General features: G+C 72.8%; 18 protein-coding genes. 7 read left to right on the top strand and 11 right to left on the bottom strand.

Annotated features, from left to right (window positions below; translation table 11 throughout):
- The first annotated feature begins 255 nt into the window (after positions 1-255).
- The 3 genes from dhaK to ACFVX4_RS22175 are packed head-to-tail and all read left to right on the top strand — an operon-like array spanning position 256 to position 2316.
- A complete protein-coding gene (gene dhaK / locus ACFVX4_RS22185) occupies positions 256-1248 on the top strand; it encodes a dihydroxyacetone kinase subunit DhaK (RefSeq protein ID WP_389980012.1) in 993 nt (330 codons plus the stop codon).
- A 46-nt stretch (positions 1249-1294) separates the two neighbouring features.
- The gene (dhaL, locus tag ACFVX4_RS22180; protein ID WP_385549422.1) at positions 1295-1909 is read left to right on the top strand and encodes a dihydroxyacetone kinase subunit DhaL; all 615 of its coding nucleotides are present in this window, start codon (positions 1295-1297) and stop codon (positions 1907-1909) included.
- Entirely contained in the window at positions 1906-2316 is a 411-nt protein-coding gene (locus tag ACFVX4_RS22175) for a PTS-dependent dihydroxyacetone kinase phosphotransferase subunit DhaM (RefSeq protein ID WP_389980009.1), read from the top strand. The genes dhaL and ACFVX4_RS22175 overlap by 4 nt, the downstream gene beginning before the upstream one ends.
- An 83-nt stretch (positions 2317-2399) precedes the next feature.
- Here ACFVX4_RS22175 and ACFVX4_RS22170 read toward each other — a convergent pair whose 3' ends face one another.
- On the bottom strand, positions 2400-5828 hold the full coding sequence (locus ACFVX4_RS22170; protein WP_389980006.1) for a phosphodiester glycosidase family protein: 3429 nt from the start codon (positions 5826-5828) through the stop codon (positions 2400-2402).
- 313 nt (positions 5829-6141) lie between these two features.
- Here ACFVX4_RS22170 and ACFVX4_RS22165 point away from each other — a divergent pair, with 313 nt between their 5' ends.
- Entirely contained in the window at positions 6142-6729 is a 588-nt protein-coding gene (locus tag ACFVX4_RS22165) for an NUDIX domain-containing protein (protein WP_389980003.1), read from the top strand.
- Between the two features lie 39 nt (positions 6730-6768).
- Here the strand turns inward: ACFVX4_RS22165 and ACFVX4_RS22160 are convergent, their stop codons facing one another.
- Together ACFVX4_RS22160 and ACFVX4_RS22155 are read right to left on the bottom strand one after the other, a co-directional pair.
- Positions 6769-7713, bottom strand: a complete 945-nt coding sequence (locus ACFVX4_RS22160) for a M48 family metalloprotease (RefSeq protein ID WP_389980000.1) — start codon at positions 7711-7713, stop codon at positions 6769-6771.
- Positions 7710-8042: a BlaI/MecI/CopY family transcriptional regulator gene (locus ACFVX4_RS22155; protein ID WP_385327900.1), complete on the bottom strand. Its 333-nt coding sequence runs from the start codon at positions 8040-8042 to the stop codon at positions 7710-7712. Before ACFVX4_RS22155 ends, ACFVX4_RS22160 begins: the two co-directional genes overlap by 4 nt.
- A gap of 255 nt (positions 8043-8297) precedes the next feature.
- Here ACFVX4_RS22155 and ACFVX4_RS22150 point away from each other — a divergent pair, with 255 nt between their 5' ends.
- Together ACFVX4_RS22150 and ACFVX4_RS22145 are read left to right on the top strand one after the other, a co-directional pair.
- Complete coding sequence (locus ACFVX4_RS22150) at positions 8298-8966, top strand: DedA family protein (protein ID WP_389979997.1); 669 nt, start codon at positions 8298-8300, stop codon at positions 8964-8966.
- A complete protein-coding gene (locus ACFVX4_RS22145; protein ID WP_389979994.1) occupies positions 8966-9568 on the top strand; it encodes a phosphatase PAP2 family protein in 603 nt (200 codons plus the stop codon). The genes ACFVX4_RS22150 and ACFVX4_RS22145 overlap by 1 nt, the downstream gene beginning before the upstream one ends.
- An 89-nt stretch (positions 9569-9657) precedes the next feature.
- On the opposite strand, the gene ACFVX4_RS22140 is transcribed toward ACFVX4_RS22145, so the two are convergent.
- The 8 genes from ACFVX4_RS22140 to ACFVX4_RS22105 form a co-directional block, all read right to left on the bottom strand.
- Positions 9658-9981: a DUF6191 domain-containing protein gene (locus tag ACFVX4_RS22140; RefSeq protein ID WP_389979991.1), complete on the bottom strand. Its 324-nt coding sequence runs from the start codon at positions 9979-9981 to the stop codon at positions 9658-9660.
- Positions 9982-10129: 148 nt separating this feature from the next.
- Positions 10130-11170, bottom strand: a complete 1041-nt coding sequence (locus ACFVX4_RS22135; RefSeq protein ID WP_389979988.1) for an NAD(P)-dependent alcohol dehydrogenase — start codon at positions 11168-11170, stop codon at positions 10130-10132.
- Positions 11171-11226: 56 nt separating this feature from the next.
- Entirely contained in the window at positions 11227-12000 is a 774-nt protein-coding gene (locus ACFVX4_RS22130) for an SDR family NAD(P)-dependent oxidoreductase (protein WP_389979986.1), read from the bottom strand.
- On the bottom strand, positions 11997-12668 hold the full coding sequence (locus ACFVX4_RS22125) for a TetR family transcriptional regulator (RefSeq protein ID WP_389979983.1): 672 nt from the start codon (positions 12666-12668) through the stop codon (positions 11997-11999). The genes ACFVX4_RS22130 and ACFVX4_RS22125 overlap by 4 nt, the downstream gene beginning before the upstream one ends.
- An 88-nt stretch (positions 12669-12756) precedes the next feature.
- Positions 12757-13971 carry a PP2C family protein-serine/threonine phosphatase gene (locus tag ACFVX4_RS22120; RefSeq protein ID WP_389979980.1) on the bottom strand — a complete coding sequence of 405 codons (1215 nt, stop codon included), beginning with the start codon at positions 13969-13971 and terminating at the stop codon, positions 12757-12759.
- Positions 13972-14148: 177 nt separating this feature from the next.
- Positions 14149-14919 (bottom strand): GNAT family N-acetyltransferase, encoded by a 771-nt coding sequence (locus ACFVX4_RS22115; protein ID WP_389979977.1) that lies wholly within the window; start codon positions 14917-14919, stop codon positions 14149-14151.
- On the bottom strand, positions 14916-15836 hold the full coding sequence (locus ACFVX4_RS22110; RefSeq protein ID WP_389979974.1) for an NADP-dependent oxidoreductase: 921 nt from the start codon (positions 15834-15836) through the stop codon (positions 14916-14918). Before ACFVX4_RS22110 ends, ACFVX4_RS22115 begins: the two co-directional genes overlap by 4 nt.
- A gap of 198 nt (positions 15837-16034) precedes the next feature.
- Entirely contained in the window at positions 16035-16781 is a 747-nt protein-coding gene (locus ACFVX4_RS22105) for a hypothetical protein (RefSeq protein ID WP_389979971.1), read from the bottom strand.
- A 163-nt stretch (positions 16782-16944) separates the two neighbouring features.
- Here ACFVX4_RS22105 and ACFVX4_RS22100 point away from each other — a divergent pair, with 163 nt between their 5' ends.
- On the top strand, positions 16945-17631 hold the full coding sequence (locus ACFVX4_RS22100) for a hypothetical protein (RefSeq protein WP_389979968.1): 687 nt from the start codon (positions 16945-16947) through the stop codon (positions 17629-17631).
- Positions 17632-17715: the final 84 nt, after the last annotated feature.

The raw sequence follows: 17715 nt of genomic DNA, 5'->3' as shown, positions 1-17715 counted from the left end.
TCCCGGGTGAAGGTCACCCGGGACGACCGCGAGATCTCGGTCTTCCACACCTGGTACCAGCACGCGCCGCTCGTCGAGATCGAAGAGCGGTAGAGCCTCCCCCGGTCCCGGCGCTGCCCGGCCGCACATCCGTTCAGCCTCCTCCGGCACAACGTGATGCCCCATCAGTAGAGTCGGCAGCGACCAGGCGAATCCAGCCCGGCCCGAGTGCACCCTGCTCGGTGCCGGACCTTCCCACCTCGCTAGGAGATACCGTTGAGGATGCTGATCAACGTCCCCGAAACCGTTGTCGCGGACGCACTGCGCGGTATGGCTGCCGCCCACCCCGAGCTGACCGTGGATGTCGAGAACCGTGTCGTCGTACGACGCGACGCCCCCGTGGCCGGGAAGGTGGCGCTGGTCTCCGGCGGCGGTTCCGGGCACGAGCCGTTGCATGCGGGGTTCGTCGGGCCCGGGATGCTGTCCGCGGCCTGCCCCGGAGAGGTGTTCACCTCGCCCGTGCCGGATCAGATGGTGCGGGCCGCCGCCGCGGTCGACAGCGGGGCGGGGGTGCTCTTCGTCGTCAAGAACTACACGGGTGACGTGCTGAACTTCGAGATGGCCGCGGAGCTCGCCGAGGACGAGGGCGTACAGGTCACCCAGGTACTGGTCAATGACGACGTGGCGGTGACCGACAGTCTCTTCACGGCGGGGCGCCGGGGTACGGGCGCCACCCTGTTCGTCGAGAAGATCGCCGGGGCGGCGGCCGACGAGGGTGCGCCGCTGGAGCGGGTGGCGGCCGTCGCCCGGCGGGTGAACGAGGCGTCGCGGAGTTTCGGGGTGGCGCTCAGCGCCGTCACCACGCCGGCCAAGGGCTCCCCCACCTTCGATCTGCCGCCGGGTGAGCTGGAGCTCGGCATCGGCATTCACGGCGAGCCGGGGCGGGAGCGGCGGCCGATGATGACCTCGCGGGAGATCGCGGACTTCGCGGTGGACGCGGTGCTGGACGACCTGCGGCCGACCGGACCGGTGATCGTGCTGGTCAACGGGATGGGCGCGACGCCGTTGCTGGAGCTGTACGGGTTCAATGCCGAGGTCCAGCGGGTGCTGTCCGAGCGGGGCGTCGTGACAGCTCGTACGCTCGTGGGGAACTATGTGACCTCGCTCGACATGGCGGGCTGTTCGGTGACGCTCTGCCAGGTGGACGAGGAGCTGCTGCGGCTCTGGGACGCGCCGGTGGAGACGCCTGCGCTGCGCTGGGGCCGTTGATCCGCCGGTACCGCACCCCGTCCTGCTGGAGCGACAAGGAGATCATGTGCTCGACGCCGACTTCTTCCACCGTTGGATGGCCGCGGCCGCGGCTCTGGTGAGCCGTGAGGCGGACCGCCTCACCGACCTCGACTCCGCGATCGGGGACGCCGATCACGGCAGCAATATGCAGCGCGGGTTCGCCGCGGTGACCTCGGTCCTGGACAAGGAGCCGCCGCAGACTCCGGGGGCCGTACTGATGCTGGCCGGCAGGCAGTTGATCTCGACGGTCGGCGGTGCTTCGGGCCCGTTGTACGGGACGCTGCTGCGGCGTACGGGAAAGGCCCTGGGCGACGCCCCCGCCGTGACACCGCAGCAGTTGGCGGAGGCGCTCGGGGTGGGCGTCGCGGCCGTGGCGCAGCTCGGTGGGGCGCAGGCCGGGGACAAGACGATGCTCGATGCGCTGCTGCCGGCCGCCGAGGCGCTCGGCACGTCGTTCGCGGCGGCCCGGGACGCGGCCGAGGCGGGGGCGCTGGCGACGGTGCCGATGCAGGCCCGCAAGGGCAGGGCGAGCTACCTGGGTGAGCGCAGCATCGGTCATCAGGATCCCGGGGCGACGTCCTCGGCCCTGCTGATCGCCGCGCTGGCCGATACCGGGGCGGCGGACGGGAGCGACGCATGAGTGACGGGAAGCAGGTCGGGATCGTGCTGGTCTCGCACAGCGGCCCGGTGGCCGAGTCGGTCGCCGAGCTGGCCAAGGGCCTTGCCGCGGGTGGCGCCACGGCTCCGGTGGCCGCCGCCGGCGGCACCCCGGCGGGAGGTCTCGGGACGAGTGCGGAGCTGATCGCCGAGGCCGCCAGGTCGGTGGACTGCGGCGCGGGCGTCGCGCTGCTGGTCGATCTGGGGAGCGCGGTGCTCACGGTCAAGTCGATGCTGGCCGAGGGCGACGAGCTGCCGGACGGCTCCCGACTGGTGGACGCGCCGTTCGTGGAGGGCGCCGTGGCGGCCGTGGTCACGGCGTCGGCGGGCGGCGACATCGCGGCGGTGGCGGCTGCGGCGTCGGAGGCGTACGGGTACCGCAAGCTGTAGGCGCGCGGGGCCGCCCCGCACCGTGTCGTGGTGCGGGGCGGCCTCCTGTCAGGCGGGTGCGGGGCGGACCGGCCTTCGGTTCGTCAGGCCGCCGGCGCGGACCCGGCTGCCGCGATCCTGATCTGCGCCTTCTGTGTCGTGCCGTTGACCGTCACGGCGAGCGTGATCGTCCCCGGCCGCAGCGCGGTGAGGGTGCCGGTCGACGGGTCGAGTACCGCCGTGTGGCGGTGCCGGGCGCCGCTCCGGTCGCCGATGTGGACGTTCGGGGAGCCGGTCCAGTCCGCGGCCAGCGGGAAGCCGACCGGGACGCTCCGGGTCCCCTGGGTGACGGTCGCGGTGACCTTCGTGCGGCTTCCGGTGCCGAGCACCGCGGGCGCGTCGATCCTCAGCGCGTCCACGTGCGCGCGGGTCTGCACGGATACCCAGTCCGGCCCGCCCCGCCACGGCCCTTGCCGCGCGGCGGCCTGTGCTCCGTGGCTGACGCGGTCGGCGCCGACCAGCGACCAGCCGGTGAAACCGCCGTCGTCCGCGGGCCCGGCCGGTGCCTTGCCGGAGTTCCCATTGATGAGGTACGGCACGCCGTCGACGTGCGAGGCGTGGAAGACCCCCACGTGGCTGCCGATGAAGGCCGCGCCCTTGCCCGTCGTACGGCGGAAGTCGGCGAGCCACTGTTCGACCAGGGCCGCCTCCTTGCGGTCCCCGAGCTGGCTGCCCTTCTGCACGGTCGGATCGCGCGGCGGCACGTGCTCGATCAGCATGAGCGAATCGACGTCACGGTCCTTCGCCGCCGCGTCCAGCTGGGCACGGAGCTGCTCGATCTGGGCGAAGCCCCCGCCGCGCAGGCTGAGGCTGGATGTGTCGAGCGTGACGAAGCGGGTGCCCTTGTGGTCGAACGTCCGCTGGGCGGGACCGAATTCGGTGACGAAGTTGTCGATCCTGCCGCCCATCACCTCGTGGTTGCCCGGTACGTAGTACCAGGGCAGCGAGTCGCCGAGTTCCTCGGTGAGGATGCGGCGGGCGAAGGCCAGGTCCGCGGGTGATCCTTCGTCGACGAGGTCCCCGTTGACGACCAGGAAGTCCGGGGCCGCCGCCTTGATCTCGCGCAGGGTGCGCCGTGCCTGGGCGACGATCGCGCTGTCCGGGTCGCGGGCGACGAACTGGGCGTCGGACATCACCGCGAACTGCCAGTCCCTGCGCCCGGTCACGGCCGCCGGGTCGATCAGCGGGTCGGCGGGAGCGGCCTGTTCGGGCAGGTCGACGGTGGGTGGCACCTGGGTGGTGAGGTCGTCGATCACGATCTCACCCGTGTACTGCTTGGCCGCCCCGGTCTCCGCGAGGTAGAAGCGGGAGACGGAGAGCGGCATGGCGGCTCCCGGGGGCACGGCGAAGGTGACCTGCCGCCAGCCGTTCCAGGTGACGTACGGTCCGCGCAGCAGTTGGTCGGAGCCCGCCGCGTCCTTGAGGTGCAGGGTCGGCCAGGCGCCCTGGCCGTCTCCCTTGATCCACAGCTTGAACGACTGGGGCTGGCCGGGCACGGTGACCGACTGGGGCGGGGCGGCGTAGGCGGCACGGGTCGCGGTGGACAGGGTGAAGTCGTAGCCGAGCTTCAGTCCGGTGCCGGTGTGGCCGTCGGGTGTGGCCGCCAGCGATCCGTCCGCACGGGCCTGGCTGAACTTCCAGGACCCGGCGTCGTCGAAGGAGGAGACGGCCTGTTCGGTGAGGCCGACGCTGACGGCGAGGACGGTGGTGGTGCCCGCGACGGTCGCCCTGATCTGTCCGGCGCCGGAGCCGGTGCGCGAGGCGACGGTGAAGGAGCCCTGTCCGTCGTCACGGATGTCGAAGAGGGCGCGGTCGTACTCGAGCGCGATGTCGCGCGGCTCGACGGGGGCGTTGGTGCCGTGGGCGTCGAGCCCGACGATGCCGAAGGTGCCGGTGGCCCCGGCGTCGGCGAGGCCCACCCGCTGGGTGGTGGGCTGGATCCGGGCCAGCTGGTCGAGGACGGTCAGGGAGGTGCTGCCGTGCGCCGGCCCGCGTTCGGCCCGTACGTCGGTGGTGCCGCTGCGGCGTGCGGTGAAGAGCCCGTTGCCGTCGACCGTGCCGACGGTGCCGCGTGCGGTGTGCCAGCGCGGGGTCCCCTGCGCAGGGCCGTATGTCTCGTCGTACCCGGTCGCGGTGAGGCGCCGGGTGAGGCCGGGGAAGACCCGGTCGGGGTGGCCGCCCTTGACGGGGTCGACGCCCGGGGCGGAGCCGGCGGGGGTACGGGGCTGGACCCAGTAGCCCTTCAGTCGTCCGCTGCCGTCGGGGGCGGTCAGGGCTAGGCCGTTGGGGACGGTGCGTTCGCTGCCGTCGGAGGGGCTGTTCTCCACCTGGAGCGCGTCGCTGCCGGGTGCGCGGGCGACGAGGGTCGACGATCCGCCGCCGTCCAGGTTGAGTGCGCTGTACGAGCCGGCGCGCCGCATCATCAGGGCGAGTTCGGTGAGGGTGACGCCGCCGCTGTCCGCCTGCCGCCCGTCGACGGTGAGGATCTGCATGGTCCGGCCGTCCTTGGAGAAGCCGACGGCGGTGCGGGGTGCGGCGGTGTTGTTGCCCTCGCCGTCGTGGTTCTGCGCGACTCCGTCGACGACGAGGAGTTCCCTGCCGCCGACGGCGGTGCGCGGCACGGCCCCGCCGTCGGTGCGTGCCCGGTAGGTCAGGGACACCGGGTCGCCGGGCTTCAGGGCGTCGAGTGCGCCGGCTCCGGCTTCACGGCCGACCAGGACGGTGGTGCCGTCGGGGACGGCCCCCGATCCGGGTGCGTGCGAGACGGAGACGATCTTGCCGTCCCGTACGACCGCTTCGGCGACCGGGGTCGCGTTGTCAACGGTCAGGGCACGGTCGGCGGTTCCCCAGGCCGAGGTGTACGCGCCGACTCCGCCGGCCGGCACATTGGCGGCGTTGTACGCGGCGAGCGGCCGCTGCCCGGCGGGCAGGGTGAGTGTCCCCTCGAAGTACAGGTTCAGGATGCGGCCCGCGCTGTCGGGACCGATGCCGACGGCCCGGTTGATCCCGGGGGCGGGCGACTGGACGGTGGCCCCGTCCTCGATGCCGATCCCCTCGGGCGCGCCGGTCTGGTTGATGTCGAAGAAATCGGCGTTGATCGCGGCGACGGTGCGACGGCCGCGGCCCGCGTCGTGTCCGGCGGCCAGTTCGGAGACGGTGTGCCGCTCGGAGACCTTGCCGGAGGAGAGGTAGTCGGCGCGTACGCCGCTGCCGGTGAGGTCGACGGAGAGGTTGTCGACCCGCAGCCACTTGTCGGACTCGAGCCGGTCGTACGAACTGAGGCGGACCCCCGGGGCGATCGGGCGGGACGTACGCGCGGTCTCGATGCCGTCGCCGTCCGCGACCGATCGGAGCGCCCCCGCCGCGTTGCTCGCGGGCGGCGGAGCGACCGGTCTGAGGATCTCGGCGGGGGTGCGGGGACGCGGGTCGGGGTTCGAATCGGCGAGTGCGGGAGAGATCGCGCCGATGGTCATGGCGGACACCGTCACGAGCAGCACGAGCGGGCGCGCGACCGTCCCGTGTCCTCGCGCCGCCCTCCCGCGCGGTCCGGTTGTCCTGCCGACTATGCCAAGGCCCACAAGTCCTCCTGGAATCCCGATGGTTGCGCGGCCCGGTCCGGGCAAAGGCGCTGTCGGCGGACAGCATGGCCGCGCGCGCAACCGCGCACCAGGGGGCATCGGGAACCTCGCGGCGAACAGGACGCGTCGGCTCGATGACGGCAGTGATCACCGGGAAAGGGGTGTCGTCCGCGGCGGTGTGCCCCGGCCGGGACGCAGACTTGACGGCATGCCAACCCAGAAGCGCGTCAGGCGCAGTGCGGGCCTTCTCCTGTTCCGCCGGCCGGACGGGGCCGTGGACGAAGCGACCATGGACGATACGGCCGTGGACGAAGCGACCGTGGACGTCACGGCCGTGGACGACGGCGCCGGGTTCGAGGTGCTCATCGGGCACATGGGCGGCCCGTTCTGGGCGGGCCGCGAGAGCGCGGCCTGGTCGATCCCCAAGGGGGAGTACGGCCCCGAGGAGGAACCCGAGGCCGCCGCCCGCCGGGAGTTCGAGGAGGAGTTCGGACGTCCGGCGCCGGACGGTGAGTGGGTGGCGCTGGGTGCGGCACGTCAGTCCGGCGGCAAGACGGTGACGGTGTGGGCGCTGGAGGCGGATCTCGATGCCGCGACGGCGGTCCCCGGGACGTTCACCATGGAGTGGCCGAGGGGGTCGGGCGTGCTGCGGGAGTTCCCGGAGGTCGACCGGTTCGCCTGGTGCACGCCCGGGGACGCGGCGGAGCGGCTCGTCACGGGACAGCGGGTCTTCCTCGACCGACTGCGGGAGCACCTGGCGGACGGACGGGTGACGCCCGATCAGGGTGGTTCCTGACCGGGCCGTTCGACGACCGGGCGGAAGGGGGCGGACGGGTCAGTGGTGCGCGCTCTCACCCTGTGCCGCCTCGATGCTGCTGTGCAGGTCGCTCGTCGCGTCGAGCGCGGCGGCTCCGGAGACGACCAGGCAGGCCAGCAGCGCCGCCGCCGCGGCACGGCCGACGCGGGGCCGTGCCGTATTCCGGCCGAGCAGCGCGGCGACGCGGCGCGGTACGGGCCCGGCCGCGGCGGCCAGCGCCACCCGTGGACGGGGCTGCGGAGCGCCTTCGGCGGCGCGGGCGGCGAGGGCGGCCCGGCCGATGGCGCGGGCGGCGATCCGTCGGTCGCCGACGGCGGAGGCGGCCGCTTCGTCGGCGCAGCGCTCCAGGGCGTAGCCCATGGGGGCACGCAGGGAGCGCAGCGCGGGGTGGCAGAGTGCGGCGGCTTCGGCTGCGGCGATGAAGAGGTGGTGGCGGCCCACGAGATGGGCGCGTTCGTGTGCCAGCAGGGCATCGCGTTCGGCGGGGTCGAGTGCGCGCAGCATTCCCGTGGTGACGACGATCCGGCCGGGAGTCCCGGGGCGGCCCGGCAGCGCGTAGGCGTCGGGGCGGCTGTCGCGCAGGACGGCCAGCTCACCGGCGGCGCGCCCGTCGAACCGTCCGGCCCGGCACAGCTCGGCCCAGTGGCAGCGGGCCGCACGGGCGACGGCGGCGGCGCAGCCCACGAGGAGAGCCAGTGCGGCGGCCGCCAGGGACACGGTGACGGCCGGGGCGGAGTCGGAGAGCGGTCTGACGAGTTCACCCACGGCGGAGACCGCGGAGAACCGGGTCGCGCCGGGCACCACGAGCAGGACCAGGGCGAGGACGCTGCACAGGGCGAGGCCGACGCCCGTCGCGGCGAGCAGCCGTACGGCACGCACCGGCGACAGCGCGTCCGCCAGACGGCGGGCCGCGGGCACCGCCAGGAACGGCATCAGCAGCGGAACCCACACGGCGTAGATCATGGGGCTTCTCCGTCGAGCAGGTCCCGGAGCAATTGCTCGTCCTCGTCGGTGAGCTGCGAGACGAAGCGGGCCAGGACGGTGCTGCGGTCCTCCTGCTTCCGCAGCTCGCTGTGCATCCGGCGGGCGGTCAGGCCGGGCGCGTCCTCAGTGGGGGTGTAGGCGAATCCGCGACCGGCCCTGGTGCGGGCGACCGTGCCCTTCTCGTACAGGCGCGACAGGATCGTCGCGACGGTGGTGCGGGCGAGTTCCGCACCGATCGCGCCCTGGACCTGACCGGGGGTGAGCGGGGCTCCGGCTGCCCATAGCGCCGCCAGAATCGTGGACTCCAGCTCGCCGGCGGGCCGGCGTTCCGATGTGGCGGGAGGCGGTGACGGATGCTGCGGGGCGACTTCCGGCGCCGGCCCGGAAGCCGGTTCGCCGTGCGTGCGGGGGCGGGATTCTCCGCTCGATATCCCCTTCACCTGGGACATGGGAACTCTCCTCCCCCTTCGGGCGTCTACAGTGATGTAGACCGTCTACATCACTGTAGTCAGTCCGGGCGTTCCGTCGGTCCGCCCACTCACCATTATGGGAGACCCTCCACCGTGTCCGTATTCTCACTGGCGTCCGCGCCACAGGCGGTGAACCTCCTGGACGCGGGGTCACTGCTCGGAGCATTCGGTGCGCTCGGCATCGCCGTCGTGCTCTTCGCCGAGACGGGACTGCTCGTCGGCTTCTTCCTGCCCGGCGATTCCCTGCTGTTCACGGCGGGCCTTCTCTGCGTGTCCGGCGCCCACGGTCCGGTGCGGCTGTCGTTGCCGCAGGTCCTGATCGCCGCCGTGGCCGGTGCACTGCTGGGCGCCCAGGCAGGCTACTGGATCGGCCGACGGGGCGGCCGGGCCCTGCTCGCCCGCAGCCGCGCCAAACGGCTGCACGAGGGCGCCGCCCGCGCCGAGGAGCTCCTCGGCAGATACGGCCACGCGCGGGCGATCGTGCTGGCCCGCTTCGTACCCGTCGTACGCACGGTGCTCAACCCGCTGGCCGGGGCGCTCAACGTCCCGTCCCGGCTGTTCACCCTGTGGCAGGCCGTCGGCGGGGTGGTCTGGACCGTCGGGCTGGTCCTGGCGGGCTACGCACTGGGGTCCTCGGTGCCGAACGTCGACCGCTATCTGCTGCCGATCGTCGCCCTCGTGGTCGTGGTCTCCCTCGTCCCGCTCGCCGCCGAACTGCTCCGTTCCCGGGGCCGGCGCACCGCCGAAGGGGAAAACAGCTGATGCCGCTCGCCTCCACCGCCACCTCGATCGACGGTGGCCTGTACACCTGGATCACCGAGCTGGCCCAGCGCTCCCCCACTGCCCTGGATTCCGTCATCCGTATCTGGTCGGACTACGGGCTCGCCCTGTTCGCCCTGCTGATGCTCGCTTCCTGGTGGCGCTCCCGCTCCACCGATCCCGCTCGCACCGCGATGGCGCTCTGCACCCCGCTCGTCGTGGTGGCCGCGTATCTCGCCAACGATCTGGTGAAATCGGTCTTCCACGAGCAGCGGCCGTGCCAGACCCTCCATGTCGTGACGGTGGAGGCGTGTCCGGCACTCGGCGACTGGTCCTTCCCCAGCAACCACGCCGCCATCGCGGCGGCCGCGGCGACGGCGATCTGGCTGGCCGACCGCCGGCTCGGCGCCGTCGCGGTGCCCGCCGCCGTGCTGATGGCCGCGTCCCGGGTGTGGATCGGTGTGCACTACCCGCACGATGTGCTGATCGGGCTGGTGACCGGCACGCTCGTCGCCTGGCTCCTGACGCTCGCGGCACGGCGCTGCGCCCCGGCGGTGATCCGGCTGCGCGACACCCCGCTGCGCCCCCTGGTCGCGACACGGTGACCCGAGGGCTCGGGCGGCCGGGCTCCTGACCGGGCCCGCCGCTCGCGGCCTCGCGGCGAGGCCGCGAGCGGCGCACAAGGGACGGAGCCCTACTGGGTGGCGCTGCCTGGCAGGCGGATGACGGCCCGGCCGCCGTCGAGGTCGACGGTGGAGCGGTGGGGCGGCGCGCCGTCCTCCTCGTCGTCGCGCATCAGCAGGGCGCTCTGGCGCTTCTTGAGCTCGCTCTGCTTGCCGGGCGAGAAGCTCGCGTGCAGCTGCTCGAACCCCGTCGCCGACACCTGCCCCTGCCGCGCGCTGTTGCGCCAGGGCAGCAGACCGGCCCGCCCCGCGCGCAGCATCAGCTGATCGAGAAAGGCGACCACGGTCAGCCCGATCACCAGTCCGGGCAATGTCATCAGCGCGACGAATTCCATCCGCCCAGTCTCTCCTCGGGCGGCACGGTGCGCATCGGTCGCGGGTATGACGATGCGGGCCGCCGCACCGTGCGACGGCCCGCGGGGCCGTGAGAAGGAGCTCCCGGCCGGTCGGCCGTCGGGATCCGATCGGCCGTCGAGGATCCGGTCAGCCGTTGGGAAGGATGACCGCGCGACCGTTGATCTTGCCGTGGTGCAGCCGCTCGTACGCCAGCGGCGCCTCGTCCAGGGTGTACGTCTCCACATGGACCTCGACCGCTCCGGCACGTGCCAGGTCGAGCACCTCGGCGAGCTCGGAGCGCGATCCCCAGTACGGGGAGGTCACCGTCGTGTTGTACGGCAGGAAGCCGAAGCCCACCGGCAGGGCACCCCCGCCGAGGCCGACGATCGTGACGTCGGAGTCGATGGCGGCCGCGGCCCCGGCGGTGGCGACGGTGGGCGGCGCTCCGACGAAGTCGAGGACGACCTGCGCGCCGATCCCGCCGGTGAGTTCCCGGACCTTCGCCGCGGCGTCCTTGTCGGACAGGACGGTCTCGTGGGCGCCGACGGCTCGGGCGAGGGCGAGCTTGTCCTCGGCGACGTCGAGGGCGATGACCCGGACGGCCGTCATGGCGCGCAGCAGCTGGATCGCGACATGGCCCAGACCGCCGGTGCCGATGACCACGGCGGTGGCGCCCGGGACCAGCTTGGGCAGCGACCGCTTGATCGCGTGGTACGGGGTCAGGCCCGCGTCGGTGAGCGGCACGGCCTGGACCGGGTCGAGGCCGCCGAGCGGCACCAGGTGGCGCGGGTCGTCGACGATCATGTACTCGGCCATGGCGCCGGGCGAGCCGAGTCCCGGGGGCGTGATGCCGAGCTCCTTGGCGCGCAGGCAGTAGTTCTCCTTGCCCTCGGCGCACTTGACGCACGTGCCGCAGCCCCAGGGGCCGTAGACCGCGACGGCATCGCCGACCGAGAGCCCGCTCACTCCGTCGCCGAGGGCGGCGACGGTGCCCACGCCCTCATGGCCGAGGGTGAGCGGCAGCGGGAACGGGATCTGCTCCGCGGGCCGGCTCATCACGGCGATGTCGGAGTGGCAGACACCCGCGGCGGTGACCTTCAGCATCACCTGGCCGGGGCCGGGCTCCGGGTCGGGCACGGTGACGACCTCGGGTGCTGCGCCCACGGTGCGGTACTGAACGGCCTTCATGGAATTCTCCTCACGTTCTTTGTTCCGTTGCTCGCCCCCGTTCCCCCGTTCGCCACTCAGGAGGCGGAGTAGCCGCCGTCCACCAGGTGGTAGCTGCCGTGGATGAAGGAGGCGCGGTCGGAGAGCAGGAAGGCGGTGAGTTCGGCGACTTCCTCCGCCTTGCCGAGGCGGCCGGCCGGGTGCAGCGAGATCAGGTGGTCGCGGGCCACGCTGTCGGTGTTGCGCAGCAGCGGCGTGTCGATGAAGCCGGGGCCGACGGCGTTGACCCGGACGTTCTGGGCCGCGTACTCGAGGGCCGCCGTCTTGGTGAGGCCGACGACGCCGTGCTTGGCGGCCACGTAGGCGGGCGATCCGGCGAAGCCGTTGGTGCCGAGGATCGACGACATGTTGACGACAGCGCCGCCGCCCGCCGCGACGATGGCCGGAAGCTCGTAGCGCATCGAGTAGAAGACACCGCTGAGGTTGGTGGCGACGACCCGGTTCCAGTCCTCGATCCCGTACTCGCCGGTGGGGCTGCTGGGGCCGCCGATTCCCGCGTTGTTGACGGCGAGGTGCAGGGCGCCGAAGGTGTCGACGGCGAAGCGCACACCCGCTTCGACGGAGGCGGGGTCGGTCACGTCCATGGCCACGGCGGCGGCCTTGGCGCCGGCGCTCTCCAGTTCGGCGACCGCCTTGCGGGCACTGGCCTCGTCGTAGTCGGCGACGACGACGGACGCGCCGCCCGCGGCCAGTCGGTGGGCGAGGGCCAGTCCGATGCCGGAGGCTCCGCCGGTGATGAGGGCGGTCCTGCCGGCGAACTCCTGGTCGGCGGAGGTGGGGGTGGTGCTCATGAGTCTGTGCTTCCTTCCGTGGTGCTGTGCGGCGCCTGCCCGGCGGGAGGCTGCGCGAGCAGTTCCCCGGCGAGGGCGTCGAAGGCCTGCCCGATGAGTCGGGGCAGGTCGTCCGGTTGCCCGGCGCGTGCCCAGGCGGCCTGGGCCGCGAGGAGTGCTCCGGCGCCCGCGGCGACCGTGACGGCGGGGCGGATGTCCCGTCGCGGGTCGACCCCGAGCCGGTCCGCGACGATGGCGACCGAGTCCTCCTGGGCGTCCACCCGGATGTGGTGGAAGGCCGCGTAGAGAGTCGGCTCCTGTTCGGCGAGGACCAGCAGGTCGAAGATCCGCTCGCGCCGGTGCCAGGCCTGCGTGCCGGGGCCTTCGAGCCAGTCGTGGACGGCCCTGCGGTAGGCGGTGAGCGGGGGCTCGTCTGCAGGGCGGGCCCGCAGGGCGTCGTTGATCCGGTCGCCGTCGCCCCGGAGCGAGTCCAGGACCGCGGCTTCCTTGCTCGTGAAGTACCGGCTGAAGGTGCGCCGGTCGACGTCCGCGCGTTCCGCGATCTCCTCGACCGTCACATTCTTCAGACCCCGGTCGAGTACGAGCTCGAACGCGGCCTGCGCCAGCGCGTCCCGGGTCCTGCGGGCCTTGCGGCTCCGCCGCTCCGGGGCCTTCCGTTCCGGATCCATACGTGCACCGTACACCCAAAAATGTCCCGTCGCGACATGAGTCTCGTCGGGACATTTGATCGACGCGAGAGGTGCCTTCCGTGCCTCGCTACCGGCCACTGAACACCGCGGCCGCCCGGCGGGCGCCGTGGTCGGCGGCCATGGGCCGGTCGACGCTGCCGGCCGCTGTCCGGTGCAGGGCGAGCGCGGCGATGTCGTCGCGCCGCACGCCTCCGGAGAAGGCCGCGAGGTCCGCGTCGAGCGCCTCCAGCACCTCGTACGGCGCCCGGTCGGCCCAGCGGCCCAGCCGGGCATCCAGCGGATAGAAGGCGCCGGACGCGTCGCGCGCCTCGGTGACCCCGTCCGTGCAGAGCAGCAGCGTGGCACCTGGTGGGAAGTCCAGCCACTCGGCGGCCCTCGCCTCGCGGCTGAGTTCCGCCATGCCCAGCGGGACGGAGGTGCGGCGCAGCGGAACGGCACCGGCCACGCCGTCGTGCAGCAGCCGGGGCGGCAGATGGCCGCAGTTGACGGCCTGGACCCGGTCGCTCCCGTCGAAGCCGAGCACCAGAGCGGTGACGAAGCGTTCGGTCTCCCCGGTCTGGGCGGAGAACACGTTGTGCCGGGCGACCGCGTCCTCCAGGGCATCGACCACACCCGTCAGGGCGGGCTCGCGAATGGCCGCTTCCCGGAACGCTCCGAGCACGGCGAAGCCCGCCCCGATCGCGGCGAGGCCCTTGCCCTGGACATCCCCGATGATCACCCGGGTTCCGTAGGGCGACTGGACGACCTCGTAGATGTCGCCGCCGACCAGGCGGTCCTCCTCGATCGGCGTATAGATGCCGTGGGCGAGGACCTGGTCGGTCAGGATGGGCAACGGGCGCAGGATCTGGCGCTGGAGCGCGACGGCGGCGGAGCGCAGCCGGGCAATCTGCGTGGCGTGGCGGATCCGCAGCGCGCAGGCGCCGATGCCCAGGCAGCAGGCCAGCACGGTGACGATCACGCCGGTGGTGATGTCCCAGAACGTGCCGCCGGGCACCAGGTGCGAGCCGACGACGACGATCATGATCAGGGTGGAGACGCCAACGGTCTGCCGGATCGTTCCGAAGACCGACACGAGTGCGGGCACGACCACCAGCAGCGGTACGAGGCGCAGGTCCTCACCGGTCCGGATGTCCAGCAGGACGACCAGGGCCGTCAGCAGGACCAGACCGCCGAACAGCGCGGGGTTCCCGACCCGTGGCGCGTGAACGGCCGCCTCCCCCGCGTCCGTCCCCGGGAGCGCCTCTCCACGTGTGGCAAGCAGGCGCTGAAGCCCGATCGTCACGGCCGACTCCTCCCGGGATCTGCCGGCCCGGCGCCAGCGTTCCGTCCCAGTTCACCCGGCTCCGAAGGCGTGGCACACGGGGCTTACGGCCTCTCGGGCCGCGCCGAAGGTCCCGAGACGGGAGGCGGCAGTGACCTTCGGCCCTCCGCCGGTGGGCCGAAGGTCCCGAATCACGGGTCAGCGCACGGCTGCCGTGCGGGCCTCGCGCTCACCGCCGACGGGAGCGGGCAGACGCGTCGGCAGCGGTTGCGGGACGAGCGCCGAGAGGAAGGCCGTCCGGCGGCGGAGCACGAATCCCAGGGATTCGTAGAGCCGGACGGCGTTGGTGTTGGAGGCGGCGGCGTGCAGGAACGAGGCTTCGCCGCGCTGCCCGATCTCGTGGGCGACGGCGCGCACGAGTCCGGTGCCGAGCCCCTGACCGCGTACGGACTCGTCGGTGCAGACGGCGCTGATCTCGGACCAGCCCGGCAGATGCAGCCGTTCGCCGGCCATGGCGACGAGCACCCCCTCGCGCCGTACCCCGAGGTAGGTGCCGAGCTCGACGGTGCGGGGCAGGAACGGGCCCGGCCGGGTGCGCTCGACCAGGGCGAGCATGTCGGGCACATCGGCGGGGCCGAGCCGTACGGCCTCGGCGAAGGGTGCCGTCGCGACCCCGGCGTCGACGAGCTGGACGCCCTCGGCCCGGAAGACGATCTCCCAGTCGTCCGGCGGCGGCTCGCGGAAGGCGGTGATGGTGACGGCGCCGCCGGGTCCGGCCAGCGCCGCCGCGTCGTCCCAGTCCTCGGCCTCCGGGGCGTCCGGGATCGCGACCCATGGGGCCACGTCCGCCTGGTAGCGCAGGATTCGGCCGCGGCGCTCGGCGAAGTGGGCGTGCGGGCCGGTCAGTGCGGAGCGGACCGGGTTGTCCAGCGGGTGCACGGTGCCGACAGCGGTATGGGGCGTGCTCACGCGACCACCTCGATCACGATCTTGCCGAGCGTGTGTCCGTTCTCCACGGCGCGCAGCGCGTCCCCCGCCCCGGCGAGCGGGAAGGCCCGGTTCACATGGGTGTGCAGGGCGCCGGTGACGACGAGGTTCGCCACCTTGTCGAGGACCGCCGCGGTGCGGGCCCGCTCGACGGCCGCCCCGCCGAGCTCCACGGCCAGCGGCTTGCCCCCGGCGCTGATCAGTGCGGCCGGGTCCGCGAGCAGTGCGGCCGCGGCCCTCAAGGTGTCGCCGCCGACCAGGTCGAAGACCGCGTCCACGCCGTCGGGGGCCGCTGCCCGCACCCGGTCGGCGAGTCCGGGGCCGGATTCGACGTGCACCGCGCCGAGCGACTCGACGAAGTCCTTCTTGGCCGCGCTCGCGGCGCCGATGACGTGGACGCCGCCGTGCCGGGCGAGCTGTACGGCCGCGGTTCCCACACCGCCCCCGGCCCCGGTGATCAGCAGGGTCGAGCCGGGGGCGAGGCCCAGCTGACGGACGCCGTCGTACGCGGTGGCGGCCGCGACCGGCAGTACCGCCGCGTCGGTGAACGACAGCCCGGCCGGCCTGTGCGCGGTCACGGCGACGGGCAGCAGCGTGTATTCGGCGTACCCGCCGGTCACCGGGTTGCCGAAGACCTCGTCCCCGATCGCGAACCCTTCGACGTCCGGGCCGATCCCCGCGACGACCCCGGCGGCCTCGCTGCCGAAGACGACGGGAAAGGGCTGCGACGCGCTGCCGGGCCTGATGTACCCCGTGCGCAGCTTCCAGTCGACCGGGTTGGCCCCGGCCGCCCGGACCGCGACGAGCAGCTCACCCGGGCCCGGCACCGGCACGTCCTGCTCGATGAGGGCCTCCACCTCCGGTCCGCCGTTGCGGGTGAACACGTACGCCTTGGGCATGAGCTTCCTCTCTCCTGTTCACGGCACCGGCGGCCGGGCCGGTCACCGATCGCCACAGCAGCAGGAAGGCCCTCGTCCGGGCACGTATTCCCTCTCGGCGGAGTGTTCACCGGCCCGCAATGATTCGGCGGAGGCCGCCCGCGACCGGGTCCACGAGACTCGCCGGACCGGTGCCGGCACCGGCACCGGAAGCCGGGGTCAGCGCTTGAGGCTCCTCATCAGGTCACGCATGTCGCTGATCATCGCGGACTGGTACGGGGACAGGTCCGAGGTGTCCGGCCCCTCGTCGGACGGGACTTCGCCCCCGTCACTGTTGTACTGCGCGTAGGCGGCGAGACTCAGCGAGAGGACCGCGCCGCCCTCCAGCACCCGCAGTTCCGCAATGCCGTCGTCCTGCGTCAGCACGTACGCGCTGTCGCCGAGGTTCGGGACCTTCTCCACCTTCACATCGGCATCGACACCGGCATCGGTCACCCCGCGCATCGCCTCGAATTCGGCTGCGGGGTCGGATCTCTTGTGCAGTGCCACCGTGATCCCGACGGAGTAGTCGGTGTACCAGCGGTTCCCGAGCGACTTCTTCGCGGCCGGTGACCGAAGGGAGATGAAGCACTCCGCCCGGTCCAGGGCCGGGTCGTTCAGGAGCTCCGGCTTGAGCCTGGGCGTCTCGTCCTTCGGCGCTATCGCCGCGCCTATCGCCCTCAGCCGCACGGTCGGGCACGGGTCCTCCTTCAGCCGGTATCCGTGCATGTCCGGCTTCCGGTCGCCGAAGGGATGCAGGTACACCGCACCTGCCCACACGGCCGAAGCCACGACGGCTCCGCCCAGCGCCCACAACCACGGGCGGCGCGTCCGGGGACCTCCCGTGGGCTTCCGGTCGAAGTCGCCCACCACCTCGCCCGCCCCGACCGCACCGAACTCGCCCACCATCTCCGGCTCGGAGATCACCTGTGCCCCCCTCGGCCACGCCATCCGTCCACCACATGATGGCCCACGCGATGACCACGGGACCGGTGGACCTGCGAAGATGTCGCGGCCCCACTGAAACGCATCGCCTGGGGCCGGGCTTCGGGAGACAGCGGACGCGCGGTGCACGGGCGGGGGGACACACATGGGAGCGTCGGGTGCCGTGGTGCGGCGTGGGCTGTTGTTCGGCATCCGGGCAGGGGCGGTCCCGGCCGGGATGTGCGCCGCGCTGTGGGCGGTGATCGCGCTGGCGGGGCTGTTCGGAGGGCCGGTGGGAAGCACGTTCGAGAAGCCCGCGGCGGGCTCCGTCGCCGTGCTGGGTTCCCTCGCCGTGGGGGCGGGGCTGGGCCTGGTGACGGGCGTGGTGCTGGCTGTCGTGCCGTCACGCGTGCTCGCCTCCGCTCCCCTGCGCGGCCTGGCCTGTTTCCTGGTGGGGACCACGCTGTCCGCGGGCGAGGTGGTGGTGATGGATGTGTCGTCCGAGGGCGGCTTCGGACCCGTCGTCCTGGCCCGTACTGGCCATGCCGGTGGTGGGTGCCGTCACAGCGGCGCGCAGCCGTTCCATCGCGGCCGCGCGCCTCGGTACCGCCGACCCGGTGTGAGGCGGCGGAGCGACGGCGACGGTCCGCCGGCCGAAGTTGCCGTCTTTCTCCCGAACCTGCACCACCGAAGTCGGAACACCGTCGATTTCGACTCAACTACCGCTGGATATGCGCCGGTCGGTCCCCATTGCCCCGTCGGCTGTGGCAGTCTGTTGAGCGACCGTCCCACCGGGCTCCCCCGTACCGGTGGGGCGGTTCTGCTGTCCCGCCCCCGAGCCGTGAGGATATGACGGGCAGTCACGACGATTCCCGGCCATAGGTGCCGTGTGACCTGATCAACTTCCGCTTTTCCGCATGGGTTTTCCGTCCGGGGG

Source organism: Streptomyces sp. NPDC058240 (genome assembly GCF_042882135.1).
Classification (GTDB): Bacteria; Actinomycetota; Actinomycetes; order Streptomycetales; family Streptomycetaceae; genus Streptomyces.
Note: the sequence above shows the minus strand (reverse complement) of the source record. Positions and strands in the feature narration are given on the sequence as shown.